At 63.8% G+C, this 18,796-nt stretch carries 15 protein-coding genes; 2 read left to right on the top strand and 13 right to left on the bottom strand.

Annotated elements, in window-relative coordinates:
• Positions 1–373 precede the first annotated feature (373 nt).
• Positions 374–1,828: an amidohydrolase family protein gene (locus tag AC1DX8_RS09190; RefSeq protein WP_477629615.1), complete on the top strand. Its 1,455-nt coding sequence runs from the start codon at positions 374–376 to the stop codon at positions 1,826–1,828.
• Between the two features lie 1,006 nt (positions 1,829–2,834).
• Here AC1DX8_RS09190 and AC1DX8_RS09185 read toward each other — a convergent pair.
• The 13 genes from AC1DX8_RS09185 to AC1DX8_RS09125 form a co-directional block, all read right to left on the bottom strand.
• Positions 2,835–4,301 carry a hypothetical protein gene (locus tag AC1DX8_RS09185; RefSeq protein WP_477629614.1) on the bottom strand — a complete coding sequence of 489 codons (1,467 nt, stop codon included), beginning with the start codon at positions 4,299–4,301 and terminating at the stop codon, positions 2,835–2,837.
• Positions 4,302–4,357: 56 nt separating this feature from the next.
• Positions 4,358–5,899 carry a DNA cytosine methyltransferase gene (locus AC1DX8_RS09180; protein ID WP_477629613.1) on the bottom strand — a complete coding sequence of 514 codons (1,542 nt, stop codon included), beginning with the start codon at positions 5,897–5,899 and terminating at the stop codon, positions 4,358–4,360.
• Positions 5,900–6,039: 140 nt separating this feature from the next.
• Positions 6,040–6,447, bottom strand: a complete 408-nt coding sequence (locus AC1DX8_RS09175; protein WP_477629612.1) for a very short patch repair endonuclease — start codon at positions 6,445–6,447, stop codon at positions 6,040–6,042.
• A gap of 1,549 nt (positions 6,448–7,996) precedes the next feature.
• Positions 7,997–8,350, bottom strand: a complete 354-nt coding sequence (locus tag AC1DX8_RS09170; protein ID WP_477629611.1) for a hypothetical protein — start codon at positions 8,348–8,350, stop codon at positions 7,997–7,999.
• Positions 8,351–8,447: 97 nt separating this feature from the next.
• Entirely contained in the window at positions 8,448–8,903 is a 456-nt protein-coding gene (locus AC1DX8_RS09165; RefSeq protein WP_477629610.1) for a hypothetical protein, read from the bottom strand.
• A gap of 375 nt (positions 8,904–9,278) precedes the next feature.
• Positions 9,279–10,697, bottom strand: a complete 1,419-nt coding sequence (locus tag AC1DX8_RS09160; protein ID WP_477629609.1) for an outer membrane protein assembly factor BamB family protein — start codon at positions 10,695–10,697, stop codon at positions 9,279–9,281.
• Between the two features lie 192 nt (positions 10,698–10,889).
• Positions 10,890–11,072, bottom strand: coding sequence for a hypothetical protein (locus AC1DX8_RS09155; RefSeq protein ID WP_477629608.1), 183 nt, complete (start codon positions 11,070–11,072; stop codon positions 10,890–10,892).
• Between the two features lie 89 nt (positions 11,073–11,161).
• Positions 11,162–11,422: a hypothetical protein gene (locus AC1DX8_RS09150; protein WP_477629607.1), complete on the bottom strand. Its 261-nt coding sequence runs from the start codon at positions 11,420–11,422 to the stop codon at positions 11,162–11,164.
• A gap of 10 nt (positions 11,423–11,432) precedes the next feature.
• On the bottom strand, positions 11,433–11,900 hold the full coding sequence (locus AC1DX8_RS09145; RefSeq protein ID WP_477629606.1) for a hypothetical protein: 468 nt from the start codon (positions 11,898–11,900) through the stop codon (positions 11,433–11,435).
• A 49-nt stretch (positions 11,901–11,949) separates the two neighbouring features.
• Positions 11,950–14,514, bottom strand: coding sequence for an FtsK/SpoIIIE domain-containing protein (locus tag AC1DX8_RS09140; RefSeq protein WP_477629605.1), 2,565 nt, complete (start codon positions 14,512–14,514; stop codon positions 11,950–11,952).
• A 135-nt stretch (positions 14,515–14,649) separates the two neighbouring features.
• Positions 14,650–15,138 carry a nucleotide exchange factor GrpE gene (grpE, locus tag AC1DX8_RS09135; RefSeq protein WP_477629604.1) on the bottom strand — a complete coding sequence of 163 codons (489 nt, stop codon included), beginning with the start codon at positions 15,136–15,138 and terminating at the stop codon, positions 14,650–14,652.
• A 2-nt stretch (positions 15,139–15,140) separates the two neighbouring features.
• The gene (locus AC1DX8_RS09130) at positions 15,141–16,670 is read right to left on the bottom strand and encodes an Hsp70 family protein (protein WP_477629603.1); all 1,530 of its coding nucleotides are present in this window, start codon (positions 16,668–16,670) and stop codon (positions 15,141–15,143) included.
• On the bottom strand, positions 16,670–17,830 hold the full coding sequence (locus tag AC1DX8_RS09125; RefSeq protein ID WP_477629602.1) for a J domain-containing protein: 1,161 nt from the start codon (positions 17,828–17,830) through the stop codon (positions 16,670–16,672). The genes AC1DX8_RS09130 and AC1DX8_RS09125 overlap by 1 nt, the downstream gene beginning before the upstream one ends.
• Before the next feature lie 253 nt (positions 17,831–18,083).
• On the opposite strand from AC1DX8_RS09125, the gene AC1DX8_RS09120 reads away from it, so the two are divergent.
• Complete coding sequence (locus tag AC1DX8_RS09120; protein ID WP_477629601.1) at positions 18,084–18,563, top strand: DUF2752 domain-containing protein; 480 nt, start codon at positions 18,084–18,086, stop codon at positions 18,561–18,563.
• Positions 18,564–18,796 lie beyond the last annotated feature (233 nt).

Genomic DNA, 18,796 nt, shown 5'->3' with positions numbered 1-18,796 from the left:
GAACCGGCCCGTCATAGTCCTTCAGGATGCCCGTCAGCCCCACCGCCGCACCGATCTTGATCGGCCCGCCCTTGCTGCTACCGCCTGCGCCGGGGCTGTCTGCACTGCCAGTCGACGCACACGCCGACAGAGCCAGCACGGCAACAACGGCACACGCCAGCCCCAACCTCGACCCCTGCCTGTGGCTCATCTTCATTCCCGTGGTCTTCCATCCGAATAGTGAAATGTATATTCTGCTCGTCGAAACCGTAGCGAGCGTCGCACGGCTCGTCAAGACGTTGACAGCGGCGAACCCTGGGCCTTTCACTAGCGCTCACGCCGGACCCGTCGGGGCTCTGGGCGCCGCACATCCACCCAGAATTGGAGGCCACCAATGAACGCCCCTGACATCAACCGAGTCCGCCCGTACTACGAACTCTCCGATAGCGACTGGCGAGCGAAGCTGCTCGAGCTCCAGAGCCAGTTCTCGCCCCGCGTGCTGTTCCGGGGAGCCACCATCGTGACAATGGATCCAAACGTCCCCGATCTCGCCCAAGGGGATCTCCTTGTCGAAGGCCAGCTGATCAGCAAGATCGCACCCGACCTCTCGGAGGAGGCTCGCCGGGAGGGAACCGTTGTCATCGAGGCGGCCGGTACCATCTTGGCTCCAGGCCTAGTTGACGCTCATCGGCACTGCTGGGGGAACAGCCTCCGGCGGCTGATCCCCGATGTTGACCTCGACGGCTACATGGCGACCACCCACAGCGTCATGGCATCGAGCTACCGACCCCAAGACATGTACGCCGGCGACCTCGCGACCATGCTGGGTGCGCTCGACAGCGGCGTCACATGCGTACTCGACTTCTCGCACAATTCGCGATCATCAGCTCACTCGGACGCGGTCTTCGCCGCATATCGGGACTCGGGAATCCGAGCCGTCCACGCGTCCGCCGTACCCGAAGCTGGCGAGTGGGACGAACAGTGGCCCAATGACTTGTCCCGTCTGTACGAGGAGCACTGCTCCTCGCCAGGTTCCCTCAGCACCCTTCGGATGGCCACCGTCACCCGCCTCGTGAAGCCGATTCATGAACTGATCCAGGACGCCCGGTCCCGAGGCTTGGGAATGACCCTCGATGTGGTCCTCGGCCCATACGGCTCCGCAACTGTTGCCGACCTCGCTGAACGCGGTCTCCTCGGCCCTGACCTGGCATTCATCCACTGCACTGACCTGACTGACGAAGCATGGGGTCACATTGCGACGTCCGGAACATGCGTAACGCTGGCCCCAACCTCGGACGCCCAGCTTGGGATTCTGGACGGACAGTTCCCCATCCAGAAATGTCTCGACTTCGAGATCCGACCGAGCCTGAGCGTCGATGTCGAGATGTCGCTCGCGAGCGACATGTTCAGCCAGATGCGGGCGGTGCTTGCTACTCAACGCGCGGGCGCAGCGACTCGTCGGTACGCCGGCGACACCGGATTCCCGATGATCGAAACTCGAGACGTCCTGGAATTCGCAACGGTCCAAGGCGCTAGGGCGGTCGGACTTGAGGACCAGATCGGTTCCCTGACCCCTGGCAAGCAGGCCGACCTGATCATGATCCAGGCAGAGGACATCAACAACCTGCCCCTCAACAACGCGATCGGCACAATCGTGCTCGGCACGGATTCACAGAACATCAACGCCGTCTTCGTCGCCGGTATGGCGCGGAAGTGGAATGGCGTCCTGGTCGACCAGGACATAAACAACGTTCGTCGCCTTGCGCAAGAGACGCGAGACTACATAGGCTCCCGAGCTGGGCTGAGCGTGGACATCGTCGCAAGTCAGGGCACATCCACTAGCTCGTGACCTTATCGCCGCGTCAAACCGGTGCGGTTTGCGGGCAGCGGGCTCCGGGCCTCTCGCGGTTTCATCACGTGGAACCAGGAACCAGGAACCAGGAACCACCCGGACGACCCGCTCGGTAAGGGTCAAGGAGAGGTGTCTCGGGATTCTTTACGGGTCTTGGACACGCTCGAGAGATTGCAGCATCTCTGCCACAGCGGGTGAAGGCGCACGACCCGGGTCTCCGGGGCGTGCGCCGTCCCCTCACAAGCGCGGTCGGGTGAAGGGACGGCGGAGGTGTGATTCAAACCAGCGCTGGCGCGGCCCATGAGGCATTCCCGGGGTTGGTGCCAGCGCGGCCTTACGGTGTCCTTCGAAAAGCCCGTCGCCCGAGCGATCGCATGGTCGGCATCACTTCGGCCCACCGCAACCCGCGAATCCCAGTGCAGTCCTCCACATGCAGCACCCCTTCCCGCTTACATCAAGGGAGTCAGCGAAGAGGTCACCCGCCTCCGGGCTGGGGCGCTCCAAGGAAGTGTCGGAAGCGACGAGATGTTGCACGATATGTCGCACGCCACGCCGAAGTGCGCCTCTGACCTGCGCGTTCGTCTACGTCTGAAAATCGGAAGATCAAGGGCACGTGCGGTACAGCACGGAAGTACGGCAGTCGGTGCGACGGAGCTTGCCGCTCTACGCAGGCTGATGGCGGGTCGCAAGCACGATCACAGCTCCCCGACGCCGATGCCTGAAGTTGGGGACGAAGAGCGTCACGACGGGTACAGCAATCCTGCACTCCGCCGAAGTGGACGACGCGACATCCCCCGCGAACCTGCAAGCCGAGCCCAAGGCCCTGGAGGCACCCATTGACGGCCAAACGTTTGCAAACTGCCGCAGTCGCGCTGGGTCGAGGCGGACCCCAGTCAATGGCAGGCGGACAATTCCAGTCCATGGAACGCGTCCCGGGCATCAGTTCGCTACGGACGCCCGTCCGCATTGAAGGCCCGATGCTCCGCGGCCCGTTTGGCGTGCCCTATTCCAAAGCCACGGATCGTGGCCAGTCATAGCGGGCGACCGCTACTTCGGTTCCTCGGGCCTTTGCCACGGAGAGGTGGTACTTCGGTCCGCGTGCGCGTCCCTCCCCGCCCTCCTCGTCCGGGGCCTGCTTGCCCTGTGCGAAACCCGTGATCTGTCCGGCCGACTTGGCGGCGTCGAACGCCTGCGTGTCGCGGAACCAGAACGCCTCGACGTGCAGAGGCTCGAATGCAGACTTCCGAAGCCGCGACTTGCCTGAGTTGGAAAGCTTGGATTTCACCCCATGCTCCGCTTTGAACTTCCGATGCCACGCGACAAAAGAGCCGTCGTCGTCAGCGATGGCGAGGCCACCAACCATCAGAAATCCCAAGCCCTGGTCCTCGATGCACTCCTGCATTGCCGCCTGATCGTTGAGAGGTGCTGACGACCTCCCCCGCTTGGTCGAGCCGTCAGTGGGCGAGAGCCAAGACTCCGTGTGCGCCTTAAGGTCCCAGACATAACGCAGGGAGTAGTCGAATGTGGTGCCGCCATACAGAATGCGGGGCGGTGTGGGGTTGGGCGTGAACGCTGCGTTTAGGACCGCACGCCCGCGGGCCTCCCAGTAGAAGCCCTGCCACTCATTCTGGTTTGGGCCGTCTGTTACGCCCTCGTCGAGCATCCATGCGATCGATGCCTTCGCATCCCAAGAGACCCGCTTGCCTCCGTCTCGCTGCTTCTGGGCTCCCCATGCATCGAGGAGGGCCGCGGCAAGTGCCTGTCCCTCCTGTTCTGGGGTCCCGAAAAGGCCAATACGGGGAGCGCCCAACTGGCCGAGTCGAACCTCAGCTCCAGCGAGGAGCGTGTTGAGGCCAACAAGGGAGATGGTCTCGCCGGTAGATTCACACACGGCCGACCAAGGCGCCCCGAACTCGGCGGCAAGCCGAGCGCTGAGCTTCGTCTTACTGAGCCGCGTGTCGAGGTGCGGCGCCAGGCGTCTCGCCAGGTTGATGAGCACCGACTTGTGTTCCTTGCTGCCAGGGCCGAGCCACTCCGGTCCCGAATTTGTCAGCGCGCTGATCCGATTGACTGCCTCAATCTTCGATGGAGCTGGTTCAAAGGCGGCCCATCGCGGACCTTCGAGCCCCGGCGGCTGCTGCGCTGCGAGGCGTCGCAATGAACCCTCGTAGTAGGCCTCGGAGGCTCCCTCGAGAAGAGCGTTGAGTCCCTCGAGCGTGACCTTGTTGAGGTCGACATATGTTGTGCGCCACTCGATGCGAAGCGCTTCCGCGATCCGTTCTGCCATAAGCGCGTTCGGCCGTGCCAATGGGATGTCAAGATCGAGTGCATCGCGGAGAGCGACGATCGCCCGCTTCTCGCCTCGGGTGCCGGCGTCCTTCGCACCAGTTAGCGAATAGATGCGCGAGATCGCCTCTGCAGCAGAAGCAGCTGGCAGAAAAAAGGGACGATCACCGGGACCTACGCGCACTCGGGCAGGCTAGTCATCCCGGAACGTCCCTGGCTGAAGAAACGCTGGAGCGACTACTAGCCGTGCGCGGGGATGTGCTTGGCGAGCCTCTCCCGCACCCTTCCTGGGGATGTGGTTCTAGCTGACTTGAGGATGCGCTGGCCGATCCCGTCCGGATCTGCGGCGAGTAGTTTTCGGTCACGTAGCACGTGCTCGCGGAAGACGTGCTGCACGGCCCCGACCGCGACGCCATTGCCCATCTGCTTGTAGATTGCCGCAGCCGGCTGGTTTGGAAAGACAAACGTGTCTGGCAGTCCCTGGAGGCGAGCCGTCTCACGCGGTGATAGACGTCGTTCGAGTGGGCCCACGATCGAGGTCTGGGTGATTGCGACGAGCGCAGGTAGATAGGTTGGCCGTTTCGCGCGGATACCCGAGGGCCGGAAGTGCATCACGGTGTCCCACAGTCCCTTGGCATCTTGTGCCTGCCACTCCAACTTCCTCCGAGACACGGGGAAGAGGTCGGTGTAGATGCCCCAGCGGTGGGCCCACGTGAGGATGTCTGGCCAGTGGGCCTCGAACGCGTCGTAGTTGCGTCGCAGGTGCGATTGCTTCCACGACGGCAGGTCCGGGTCGATATCGGGGCGGGTGACTCTCTTCGGGAGTACGAGTCTCGTTGGGCGTTCGACAGGTTCGTAGCATCCGGTCTCAGGGCTGCGTAGCGGCCTCGGGGCGCATCTGCGAACCCACGCAGCGGCCTCGGGGAAGTCCAGCCATGAGTCCGCCCAGTACGGGAACCCCTTTAGGGGCTCACCGGTCCGCTCGCGGATGATCTGTGCGAAATCATCCCAAGCGTCGATCCAAAGTCGCTCGGCCGGCGCGAGCTCGCAGCCAGGCACGATGTGGGTCTGGTCGAGCAACCCACCATCCAGCAGCCTCCAACCACCGTCCTTTGCTCCAGGATCGAACAGGGGTGCGTTGCTCTCGGCGGTACCAGGGAAACGGTCAGCCATCGTGGCGACAGGATTGGGACCCAGAGCCCCGACATCCACGCGCCCGTCGGCGAGTTTGGGCACCGTGGCCGGCGCGTGGGTGGCCGTGATGAACACTCGCTCGCGGACTTGGGGCGTGCCACCGAGATGTTGTGGAAGCAGATGGGGAGAGAAGATCGCAGGTTGGGCAGAGACGTTGTAACCCTCCTCGCGAAGAGTCCGGATGATCACCTCCCACTCATGATCGTGCCGCGGCCCGATGAGGTTGCGCACGTTTTCCAGTAGGACGATCTTGGGGTGATGTGCCTTGATGATCGAGGCGATGTTGAAGAACAGCGTCCCGCGCGCCTCATCCATCCCCCTCTGTGCGCCAGACTTGCTGAACGGCTGGCATGGGAATCCGGCACAAAGCACGTCATGTGGCGGCACATTCATCACGTCAAGATCGTCGTCGGCGTCCTTCGTGATGTCCCCAAGGGCCGCGTGTCCCCAGTTCGCCTTGTAGACGTGCGCGGCCTTCTTGTCGATCTCAACGGCATACACGCACTCACCGCCGAAGGCCTTCATGACCGCGTGAAAGCCGCCTATGCCCGCGAACAGGTCTATGAAGCGGAAGGCAGGCTTAGTCATGACGCGAGCTTAGCTCGAGCTGGTGTTCGAAATCAAGCTTAGGCTTAGCAACACTCCGGAGCGGTAGGTTGTCCAAACTCACGGTAGAGCGCCGACGCCAGCACACAGAGGCAATGACCACGGATGCCGAAGACGTTTCGTCAGTCCAGCAGGCGTTGAGCGACAGCGGGCGGATCGTTCCTGACCTGGCACTCCCACACGCGTACGACGCGCCAACCAGAGGCTTGGGCGAGCTCGGTCGATCGGAGATCACGCTCGACATTGCGGCGCATCTTCTCGGCCCAGAGCGCAGCGTTGGGACCAGTCCACGCCTTCTTGCGGCCATGCACTGGGCAGCTGTGCCAAAAACAGCCGTCGACGAAGACCGCCACGCGGCGCCCCGGAAGTACGAAGTCGGGTGTGCAGCCCTTCGCAATGCGTCGGTGAAGCCGGAAGCGACCACCGGCGGCGTGGACTGCCTGGCGGAGGATGACCTCCGGGGCTGTGCTCTCCCTCCGGCGACCCGCGAGATGAGCGCCCTCCTTCGTCCGAACCCATTCTTCAACCACACCGTCAAAGTACGAGGTGCCACGGCATCCAGCCAAGGCGGGAGTTGCCACGCATCTGTGGCCGCAGCCCGGACATCCCGGTGGCTTGAGCGCCGACCAGGCTGCCGTTGCATCGTGGGGAGCGGGCGGTCGAGTCCGCGATCAGCCTGATGCCTTCTCCTCGGAGGCCTGCACCGGAAGGTCGACAACAGCCCATAGCGACTTTGGCACCTGCAGAAAGTAGGGCTCGTCTCGCTGCGGCCAGACCATCAAAAGACCGTATGACGTGTTCCGCGACCCCTGACGGTATGTCTTCGCGACAAAGCGGTCCGCGTGGATCATCTCGCGCAGGGTCTCGCTTGGCCTGGAGCCATCGTCCAGGCGGTAACGAATCCCTAGGCGGCGCTCGACATCAGCCCGCACCGAAGGGCGGAGCTTAGATAGGTCCATCCGTGTCACACCTACTCCTTGCTGACTCACAGGATCATGCCATCGACCCACGACAGCCACGCAGCACGGCACAGCAACCCCCAGACGGTGAGACGGGGAGGGTCGGCCGGGGGCAGTGCACCAGACTGGTCCGCCGGGCTTCGGGCCATTAACGGGCAACAGCCGCGGGACGCCAGGGGGCATCAACGGGCTCTCAGGGTCACGTCGGCGAGCACAACGCGGGCCGATACTGCAGCCCTCCTGAGATTCCCAAGCTGGACACGCGAGTTCGATTCTCGTCACCGGCTCCACAGCCAAGAAGGCCCCGACACGCTTTTCCGTCGGGGCCTTCTTGGCTGTGGAATTTGGAAAGGCGCCGAGAATCGGCAAGTCCCACGGTCCGCGTGGGCGGAGAGCCGCCGCGAGCGAAGCGAGCTCAGGGCGCGACGGCTCTCATCACCGACCCCACAAACCCCGTAGGTCAGGGGCCGTTCCATGAGAGCTAGATCCATAGGAATGCGAGCACCCGACACTGACGATCCAGATCGTGCCAATGCGCGGGTCAGACACGACCTACGCAGGAGGGCACGTGCCCGCCAAACGCACCTTCGGCAACATCCCGCAGCTTCCTTACGGCAGTGGCAAGCCAGATTCACGGCGCCAGACGGCACGCACGTGAGGGCCGCGACCACGTGCACCACCAAGGCGCAGGCCAGCGCCTGGTTGCCTACAGGACGCAAATCTGATCCGCCACGACTGGGGGGACCCTGCGCTTGGATCCATGATTTACGAAACTACACGCTTGCGTGGCTCCCCCGACCGAAGCGATCTCCGGCCCTCGAGGCGCACCCTGGACGCCACCACATAGACGAGGCTGTATTTACGAACCGGAGTCACCGAGCACCGACGGGTCCGGCGCTGCACGTGACCCGTCAATACGCAAGAACAAAGAGGACTTGCGGCGACGGCCGTCCTCAGGGCCCACAAGACTATCCTCGGCACCTGCCATTGCTCGTGGACGGCCGGAGGTCACGACGAGGTCGCAACTGCGCCGAGTCGCTCGGATCGGGGTTGGCCGACCCACAGAAGTTCACGAGCGCATCCGTCGCCAGGTCGACCCGTGGGGATGCAATCGAACAGATCAACCAAATGGATTGATTCCACCTTTGGGCGCGGGAGCCGCATCTCTGGAAAGGCGAGATTCCTCGCCGACTTGAGCGCGAATTGACTGCATCGAAACTGAGTCGATATCCGGCACGCGAAAGTGATTACGTCTCGCACTTTCGAGAATACGTGCGTCGACCTCGCCTCCATAGTTCGTGAAGTAATATTGATCCTCCATCGGCCAGACCACGGTGCCGTCAGTGACCAGCCCGATCGGAACAACAAGTCCCTTGGAGGGGTCACGTGTATCCGCTTGCTTTGAGGCCGCGACGAAGACAGGGACTGCTGCGCCCAGATACTCAGCGAGGCTGATGGCCTCGCTGGGGCGCACCGCCGCTAGGCGACCCCCCCGCCGAACTATGCTTACCATCTCGGAGCACCCCTATTGACAAACGAGGGCATTGGTAGTGCCTCCATTTCTACTTCGCTCAATTGCCAGTCGGCTCGAATCGTCGCCACTCCCCTAGCCCCTTTCCGTTCCGGTCAAGAACTGGACCACGAGTTGTAGGGTTCATGGGTGTAATCAATATGCTCCCGTCTGGCTCGGGCGGCAGCCAAGCGAGGCTAGACGGTGCAGTGACGGAGCAGTTGAGGGCTCTTGCCAGCTGTTTGGCGAAACCCAGCGGATCCTGACCCGTGCTACAGGAGAATAGCGTGACCGATTGCCCCTCTTGGTAGTTCGGGTCGTTGCCGATCAAAGCCGCCAGCTCCAGCGCACTCAAGGTGTCATTCCCAACGGCAACCCGGTCCGGTGCGCCATGAATCATTGCCAAATAGCTTCCGTCGCTCGGTGCCGGCATGGTGTCAACCACTCGAGTGAAGTCGTCGCCTTCCGCCAAGAAGAAGCGTCCAGCTCCCTTCGTGAAGGTGAATGACTCGTTCACATAGATTCGCTGAAGACGACGATCTAGCCCGTCGCCCGAGGGGGTGCCCGACGAACTCTGTCCACTAGGGGCTAGCGCAGTGCCATTCTGTCCGATCGTCCGACTGACGAAACTGCGGCAATGTTGCACTGCCCCTGAGAGCGCCTGGCCGCTGGTGTCCATCGCTTCGGCGGCTTGATGGAGTCCTTGTACGACGTGCCTCACGTCGGGACCGTGTTCCACTAGACGAGCGGCCCGGTCCACTTCCGACGCTAGCGCGCGCAGACGAACGGCACGGTGTCGCAGGTCCTCGGACAGGGCGGGCAACGGCTGAACGGATGCCTCGAGCGCGCGGCACAGGGCTTCAAGGTCAGACAAGGTGTAGGCCGCCTGACACTAACGACCCGTGGGTGGGTCGAACTCGACCACGCCGCCGTTGCTGTCCGGCGCCAACCCATCCACAGTGATGGGTACCCCGTTGCTGGGGGCCGCGAAGGACTGTCCGCTGTCGAAAGTCGTTGTCGTGGAACCGTCTGCCGTGGAAAGCAACAACGTGCCGGAGGGGCCTCCTACGACCAGGTGTCCCGGAGTGGCGGCGTAGATGGAAACGTCTCCGTCGGCGGGAATCGACCAGGTCGGCTTCTTCAGGTTCTTCAGCCTGAAGAGCTTCAAGTGACTGTCCACCTTCGCCACGACGTAGGGCAGATTCACGGTGACGTTCTCCCAGCCGGCCGGAAACTGAGCCTTGCCAAGGGTCTTGCCAGTCACCAGGTTTGCAGCAAGGTAGCCGTTGCTTCCGTACACGAGAAGGGTGTCGCCGACGAAGTGCTCCTCACCCTGCAGCCAGTCGGGCGCCCTGAGATCCCAGATGATCTTGCCAGTGCGGGCGTTGATGCCGGTCCAGTGGCTGCCGTACTCGCCGTCAGTGAACCCGCCGGGCTCCATACCGCCATCGACAACCACTACCCCCGCATCTTGGTACCACCCGGATGCTTGTGAGCCGTAGACAGTCGGGACGTGCCACAGCAACTTGCCGGTTGCTGCGTCGAATGAGCTGCTGTCGTGCAGCGATACGACAATCTGCCGGCGCCCCGCTGAGACTGCGGAGGTGTCTTCTGACACCCCCAGCTGCTCGCTGTTGGTGAGGTCGGCGGTCTTGATCCAGGTGTCGATGGGAGCGGACCAGACCGTCTGACCCGTGCCGATGTCGATCGCCGAGATCGAGTACGTCGTAAAGGCGTCCTTGAGCCCAACGGCCGGATGGTTGACCTGGTCGAGTTCGACCAGGTGCTGTGTTCCGATGGCGTACGAGGAACCGATCGTCAAGGCATGGGACCACTGCGCCGTGCGGCTGAAGAAGTCGTACCTGACGACGGTCGTCTGTGTCTGTGTGGCGCCCGTGTCGTCCGTCGCGTCTGCGGTGCAACCGATCAGGGCCTGACCACCCGGCAAGAGATTGATCGACTGCTCTGAGGCCTGGCTGCCCCCGGATGCCACATTGGACTGGCACACGGCGTCGGCGCCGTCCTTGGTGAGGACTGTCTGCCCCACGTCGCTCGGAGACAGCGGGCCAGGAGCAGCAGTCGTACTGGAGGTTGCCGCATCCTCGCTCGCCGTAGGCGCTGCCGTGTCGACGGGAGTGTTCCCCCCATCGCTGGCGACGGTGGGTGACTCCTGCTGGCTCATGACTGCCTGCTCGGTACCACCCCCGCCACCTGCGTGAGCGAGTCCCGAGACGATCGCCATGATCACGCCCACGCCGACGACGGCGCCGAGGCCAAGGACGAAGATGCGCTCGACCGGGTCCATCGCCATGAGCCGAGCCCTCAACTTCGCCAAGAGACCTCCCCCACTCATGCTGAAATCAGGCATCTCTCATGACCTCCGAGGTTCCTTGGGTCCTGCTTGGGTGGGTATTTCGTCGATCTGTGGCTGGCGCTGGTTCGGCCTCATCCCGCGGACTCGGTCGGTGGTCGACTTCGGGCATCGGCGTGATCTTGGCTTGTGTCAGCGGATGATGCGAGCGGACGACTCCGCCATGACCAGGGCAGCGCTGGCCCTGTTGGTGTGATGGGCGGCTTCGCGCAGAGCTTGAACCATCTGCTGATCGACCTGCTGAGCACTTCCGCCCACCACCGCGATCACTTCGTAGCTGACCGCCGTGAAACGCCCTGCAGCGGCGTCAAGCACTGCTCGGGAAGCAGCCGCTTCCCTGGATGCGGCCTCGAGTGCCGCATGCAGGACCCGGAGTGCGACCGCGTTCTGGGGACTCTCCGGCACTAGAGGGACTGCCCGTACCGCGTCGCGATGCGGGCGGCCTCGGTGAGGGCCTCAACCGCTGCATCGACCTTGCCCTGGGCGTTCTGAATCGCCTGGACAACCTCCTTGTCCTTGCTCTGGGCGCTGCCTCCGATCGTGCTCTGCACTTGGTTGGCAGCCTGCGAGAACTTCGACTTGAAGGCCGAGAGCTGGCCCGCGCTGGACTTGGCCTGTTGGGCAATGCCCTCAATCTGACCCTTGAGCTGACCTAGCTGTGACATTCGAACTCTCCTAGTGCGTGATGAGGATGACGACGATGGTTACGACGATGAGTGCTGCGATAACGAGTGGAACTCCGATGGACCGCTTGGGAGCGGCTGGAACTGGGGTGGGCGGTGCGGCTGGCTGGACAGCTTGGGAACGCTTACTGGCCTTCTCAAGGCGTGCTCTGGTGCGAAGGAGCGACTCGGCGATCGGCTTGGTGTCGCTGGCCCATTGAGCCACGTCGCGAATCTGGGCGCGCACCTCGACGAGTGTTGGCGCCGTTCCCGACTGCGTTGTCGGCGTTGGCGCCGAGCTGCGTGGGCTCACGCCAAGCGTCGCGTGGAGCGCGAGGAGCAGGCGCTCGGCATCGCCCGCGTCGGCGGCAGCCCGGTCAAACATCCGCTGTTGGTCGGCCAGACGTTTCTTGGCTGCGTTCTTGGCTTCCGCAACCGCCTCCACCGACCGGCGCACGGCATCCCGCTGGCGGGAATCCATGGAGTCGAGGGCTCTGAGGGCCTCGGCGTAGACGTCGAAAGCGGTATCGTCAGGCAAGGTCCACCGCCCCGACGATGTCGTCCGCCGCGAACGGTACGAGACGCTCTGCTGGCACACCTGCAGTGCGGTCAAACCAAATGAAGCGGGGTCGGGTAGTGGGTGCCCTGACCGCGTGCCCAGCGACGCTCGTCAGGTCGTCGTGGGACACGCCCGCAAAAGCCCACGCGCGGACCCCCGGGGCCCGCAACCCAAGGTGCTCCTCGAGCACTGACAACGCTTGCCACCAACCAATGGTCCACGTGCCGGCGAGTGGCCCGTTCCGAAGGAGATCGCGCAAGGATTCGTTGGGCAGCAGGTAGTCCGGCTCGATCGGGGTCGACAGGTCCACAGAGTCGAGAGCGATGGCAACGACAAGGTCGACTGCACCGCCGCCTTGCGCCAGCTCCACGATGCGGGCTGCAACACGCTGACGTCCCACGCGCTCGACAAGCATGCCGCGCTGCACGATGTAGTCCACGAGTGCGCTGATCCACTCCCTCCCGGCCTCGCCCGGACTGTCGCCGTCGAGGATCGTGATGCGGGCGCCGGCGCCGAGGCTGTCGAGGGCACACGTCACTGCGCGGACGAGCACCGCGATGGCGATCTCACGATCGGACCCCACGACAACAAGCGCTTGGTTCGGCGAACGCATCATGACCAGGCGGCGCGGTGCGGATTCGATCGCGATCGGGAGGCCGACAGCCGTCGAGACTCCCTGCGGAGCGAGTGGCACAGCCGCGGCGGAGGGCCAAGCCGCGAAGGACGACGCCCGGAAGACCGCGGGGGCCGAGCCATGTCCCTGCTGGAAGAGCTGCAGCTGGAGCTGCTCCAGGTATTCGGCGTCGGCAAATGCGACGGTGCCGATGGTGTTGGCGTCAGGCGCGCCCAGCGAGTCATTCAAGACCACTTGACCGCGGTGTTCCAACGTCGTCGCGGCCAGGTTCTGGGCTGCGAGGAAGGCTTGTGATTCGGCCGCGGTGTTACGCAGCGTGAGGCGGTTGTGGAACTGACCGAAGATGGCGTCGCCCCTGGTGCCTAGCGCCTGGATTCCAGAGATGGCTTGTGACGCGAGGACGAGGTGGACCCCGAAGCCTCTCCCTGTGCGGGCGATGTTCTCCAGAAGCGTTGCGGCCTCGGCAGCCTGGTCGCTGTCACCCTCGAACAGCCGCTGGAACTCGTCAATGACGACGACAAGCCGAGGAATCACCCGTCCCGTGTTGAGGTGGTACTGGCGCAGGGTCGACGCCGAGCTGTCCTTGAGCATCCCGGACCGTTGGATCATCTGCTCCGTGACCCAACGGAGTACCGCGATGGAGAAGTCGGGATCGAACTCGAGCCCAAGGGCGCGGACGTGGGGGAGCCAGGTCGGATTCGCCTTACGCGGTCCGAGGCGGGCGAACTCGACGCCGTCACGCAGGTCGACCAGGACCATCTCCATCTCGGCGGGCGAGTATTTGGCGGCGAGGCTGTGAATGAGCACGAGCAACAGGTTTGACTTGCCCTGACCCACCGCACCGCCGATGAGGACGTTGGGCATGGGCGGATTCTCAGAACGAAGGCGCAGCACCAACTCACCGCCGTCCACGGTGCCTATGACACCCTCCAGGCCCTCGTCGGCCTGAACCATCCACGGGTCATCGATCGCTGCCACGATGTTCTTGAACTCGACCTTCGGGGCGAGGCTGGGGCGGGGACGACCAACGAGGTTGGCACTGAGAGCACGCGTCATGCGCTCGCTGGCTCCCGCGTCCGGCGTCCAGCGAATACTTGGCAGAGCGGAAGTGGTGGCGGAGTCCCGCGCGAGGACGATGCTGATGTCTGGCCCGGCCTCATCCCGAGGGGCCGCCTCCACGGACTCGATGACGAGCAGGCCGCGGTCAGCCGCCAGTTTGCGGACCTGGAGCAAACGGGCACGTGCGCGGTCGGACAACTGGTCCGTGCTCGACCCGATGATCAGCAGCCGCAGCGGTGTGGTGGAGGCAAGCGAATGCCCCCCAGTCAGGGCACTCCAATAGTCCCCTTGTCCCGCGGCAGTCAGTCGGTCATCGACGGCGGCAAGGTCCGTCCTCAGCATCTCGATCGCTCGATCGAAGTCGTCCTCCGAGGTGATTGCCGGAGGCACACTGGTGGCCGAGATGGCCCGGAGCCCGGCAAAGCAGGCAAGGTCGAGGGTCAAGTCGGGGTCATAGGCCAGGACCCGGACGCGGGATGGGTCGAAAGCTGTGACGACGCGGGCGATGACGTTGTGAACGAACACCTTGAACGCGTCGGCATCGGCGCTGACAACGCTCCAAGCCCCAGCCGAGAGGGGGAGGGCGATCGGAACGGTGTCGGAGCCGAGCCGTGCGGTACCGACCCGCACCCACTCACCAGCCCGAGCGGTGGGCAGCTCGGTCCACACCCTCTCGTTCCAGTCGGCGGACAGGAATCCGGGGGCCCGTCGTTCAAGTGCCGTCATGGCGACGCCCAAGGCGCTGCTATGCAACTCGTCGATGTTCGCCGCGATGCTCTTGCGGTCTCGAGTCAGAGCCTTGTCCGCGGTGTCGACTGCATGGGCCAAGTCACCTTCGGCCATGTGGCGCCAGCGATTCTCTGAGCTCCTCAGACTGGTTCGTGCATCGGCCAGGTCTTGGGACTTCCTCTCGAGGGCGTTGATGAGCGACTTGATGTGTGCGTCGACGTCAGCGGCTGTGGGGGAGCTCATGCGTGGTCACTCAGAAGGGTCATCAAGTGATGAAGTGCCCGAAACGGCACGCACGGCCGTGACCGTGGCCGGCCGCAGCACTATGCCGTCCTTCTCATATCCCGCTCGAACCAACTCGGCGACCCGCAGCTCAGGACCGTCGCCTGTTGCCGACGCCACATGGTGCCGCAGTCGATCAACGGGCTCTCCTGCCTTCGCCGAGATCACCCACACGCCCAGCGTCTCCAGGACGTACTCGAGCTCGTCCGTGATCGAGGTACGTAGCTCCGCAGCCTGGTCGGAGGCGTGGAGGCGCTCGATGACCAAGGACAGCCCCTCGACGAGAGGCTTCAGCGAGGCCGCCGACGCAGCCTCTTCGGCACGGGTGAGGCGCGCCTGCAGATCCTCGATCACAGCCTGCTTCGCACGGTCGTCCAGAAGGCGCCGTCGGAAGAGGTCAGTCAGCTCGTCAAGACGCCCCCATATGGATGCGAGCGTGATCTCCTCGTCGGCCACGCTCACTGAACGTCCAGGTTCGACAACGCGTCACGCATGCGGTCGATCTCATCTCGATCGAGGTTCTTCGCGCGGTCGATCTCGAATTCTCCAAGACTCTGACCGTCAACCAGATCCGTGACCTCGATGTGCAGGATGCCGTCGATGTCGCACGAGAAGACCACTTGGATCGGCGAGCCCTGTTCCGGGTGCGGCGGCACCTGCAGGAGTGATGAACCGAGGATCTTGACGTACTTCAGGTCCTCCTCGTCACCCTCGGTGACCCGCACGTTCAACTCAGTCTGGTTCGCAACCACCGTGTAGAAGGTCTCCGACTTCTTGATCGGGATCTTCGAGTTGGCCGCGACGATGAGCGAGTTGACCTCTCGCCCATGGTCATTGACTGTCACGACGCCGAGGCCGTGCGACACCACATCACTGATCGCGAGAGTATGGCCGCTCGGCGTGAGGGGCATCGGACCCGTGCCACTGTTCGAGGCCGCGCCACGGCGCATGGCGGCCACGATGGCGGCGCCCTTTGCCACCGCCTCATCAGGATGGATGGACTGGTCCGGGGTCTGCGTGGTCAGCCTGGCCAGCATCTTGGCCACCATAGGCATCCGGGTAGAACCCCCAACGAGAAGCACCTTGTCGACGTCCTTGAAGCCGAGGCCTGCGCCGTCCACGACATCTTCGACAAGCATCTCGGTGCGGGCGAGAAGACTGCTGGTGATCTCCTCGAACCTGTCGCGAGTCAGGATCAGCTTCTCGTTGCGGCCCCCTGCGGAAACGAAGACAGGGGCCTGGTCGGAGACGCTGAGGCGGTGTTTGGCCTGCTCGGCGCGATCACGCAGCTGTGCGTCCATGTCGTCGCCTTCGATGACTTCTCCTGTCAAGGCAGCGAATTCGGCCTTGATCCACTGGATGACGACGTTGTCGAAGTCGAATCCACCGAGGTTGCGATCGCCATCCGTGCGCACGATGTCGAAGTTCCCATCGGCTGCCTTGAGCAGCGTCACGTCGAACGTGCCCCCGCCGAGGTCGTAGACGAGCACAGTGCCATTGAACTCGTGCTCGACGCCGAAACTCACGGCCGCTGCGGTGGGCTCATTGATGACCGAAAGCACCTCTAGTCCAGCGATCTCCCCCGCGTCCTTGGTCGCCTTGCGCTGGGCGTCGTCGAAGTACGCCGGGACGGTGATGACGACCTCGGTCACGGGCTCGCCGAGGGCTTGACCCGCATCGGAAGCCAGTCGCTTCAGGATGACTGCCGAGACCCCCTCCGGCGTGTAGGCGTCGCCCACCGTCGGATAGAAGCGCCAGGAATCGCTGCCCATCTGGCGCTTGACGAACTCCACAACATCCGCCGGGAACGCTGCTCGCTGAAGCTTGGCCTGCTGACCCACGATGGCTTCGCCGTTGTCAAACAGCACCACGGATGGCGTGATGGTCTGTCCGTCGCTGTTGCGCACCATCTCCGGTTGACCAGACCCGTTGATGGCGGCAACGGCACAGTACGTGGTTCCGAGATCGATCCCGATTGCCTTTGCCATCAGAGGCCCCTCTTGTTCTGCTTCCACTTGGGGACGTACATGAACTTCCACCAGACCCAGCAAAGCCCCGCACCGACCAGCAGCCAGAGAAGGCCTCCGCCGGGGTTGTCGCCCATCTGCCCAAAGCCGACGAAGATCAGGATGAAGGGAAGGAACAGCACAGCCCCCGCACACGAGGTCATCAACACCGCACCGAGGCACCCGGCGTCAGCCCCCAGGGCTCCGGCACCTGCCACCAGCGCCCATGGTGGCCGGAACGACTTCTTGTCCATGGCATCGAGGTAGTTGAGGATGTGATCCGCCCCCTCGCGGACCTCCTTGTCGACGATCTTCAGACCCTTGGCCCGGGTTGCCAGCGCGCGCATCCTGTTGATCTCGTCCTGCGACGTGACCACATAGGAGTCGTGTGTCCTCGACTTGGGAATTGACTCCGCAAGGTCGATCAGGACCGAGCCGAGGTAGTAGTTGGCGTTCGGGTCCTGGGGATGCTTCTTGTATACCGCCTCGATGATCGGCAACGCCTGGTCGGGCTTCCCGGTCGAGGCGTAGACACCTCCGACCGCCAGTTCATACAGGGGGTTCTGCGGGTCACAGGTGCCCGCGCGGCGGTACTCGCTGATCGCCTCGACGTAGGCGCTCATCTGCTCGTGGATGAGGCCGAGACTGAAGTGGTACTCGGCATTGTTGTCCTCCAGCTGGACAGCCTGCCGCGCTTCGTACAGGGCGTCCTGCCAGAGGGACAGCCCGGCGTTCGCGCGCGAGCGAATCCACCAGGTCTTTGCGTTGGTGCCCTCGACATGCGTCGCCTCACGAGCCGCATACGCAGCCGAGTGGTAGTCAGCGATCGCCAGGTAGTCCTCGGCCCGTTCCAGCCAACTCTGACCATTGCCGCTGTCCGCCTGCGCTCCGGGTGTAGCGGCTTGCTTCACGCCGCCCGCGAGGTCCCGGTCGTAGGCGGCTCGTTTGGCGCCGAGCAGGATAGTGCGAGCCTCCTCGATCTGCTTGACCTTCACTTCCGCCTCTTGGCGAACACCCAGATCAGGGGCTTCGGTTCGCTTGCGCCACTCGCGCATCGCCTTTTTGACCGCTGCCTCAACGACCTCGGTATCAGCGTCACGGGCAACACCAAGGACGGCGTAGTAGTCAACGTCAACGGCCACGCGAGCTCCCTTTCGTAGGGCAAGAACGTCGGGGGATGTCCAGCACACTTGCGCGCCAAACGACCCTGTCCTTGCCCCCACGAGAGACGACCTGCGCTGGTCGCCTTGTCATGCGCCCAGCTAACAGCCGTTTACTGTCCCCCCGCGGACCAAGTCCCATAGTCGCGCAGCGCACTGAAACTAATGCGTGCCCACTGGTGCTGTCAGCGGAAACGGAAGAAATGCCAACATGCGGACGATTGGCGCCTGAGATATGACTCCCAGCGCCGAGCCGGCCCCGCATCCCCGGTCGGAGTGCGCACACAACTGCACAGGGTTGTCGGCCTATGCTCCCCGCATGCCGACCGCCACCGGACCAACACCGATGCGGTCTGTCGATGCAGTTCTGAGCGCCGGCGCACTGTGCGCCGCAGCCTCGGCGGCGGTCAACCACCTAACAGGTTGGGGTTGCCCCTTCCTTGTCATCACCGGCTGGTATTGCCCATTCTGCGGTGGGACTCGAGCTGTTGAGTCACTCCTCCAGGGGAACGCCAGTCTCGCCCTTAGGGACAACGCGACGGTGGTGATTCTGCTGGCATTTATTTTGGTGAGAGTTGCCCTCCGAGTCACTGGTGGGCGTTCTCTCAAAGTCACTGTGGACTCTTGGCTCCTACGAATCGACCCACGGGCGTGGACCGTCCTGCTGGTGGGCTGGACCGTAGTGCGAAACGTCATCCGGCCTCTGGCGCCTTAGCCCCGACAATGCTCTGCCGAATGTCGCAACCAGGCGGCTGGCTTTTGGGCTGTGAGGAGGCGCGCGAACGGCGGCACCGGCTCTCGGGACGCACCGTCGGCCGCTAGCCAGGACGAGCGGTTCCCTTGGGGTGGCAAGCCAGAACGACGAAGGACCATGGGCAGAGAGAACGGCATGTGAAGTGGACCGAGGCGTGCCAGAACGTGCCAGATGTGGGGCCCCACCAACCCCTA

The sequence above is a fragment of the Pedococcus sp. P2_A3 genome (genome assembly GCF_056405035.1).
This window is presented reverse-complemented; position numbering and strand designations above follow the sequence as displayed.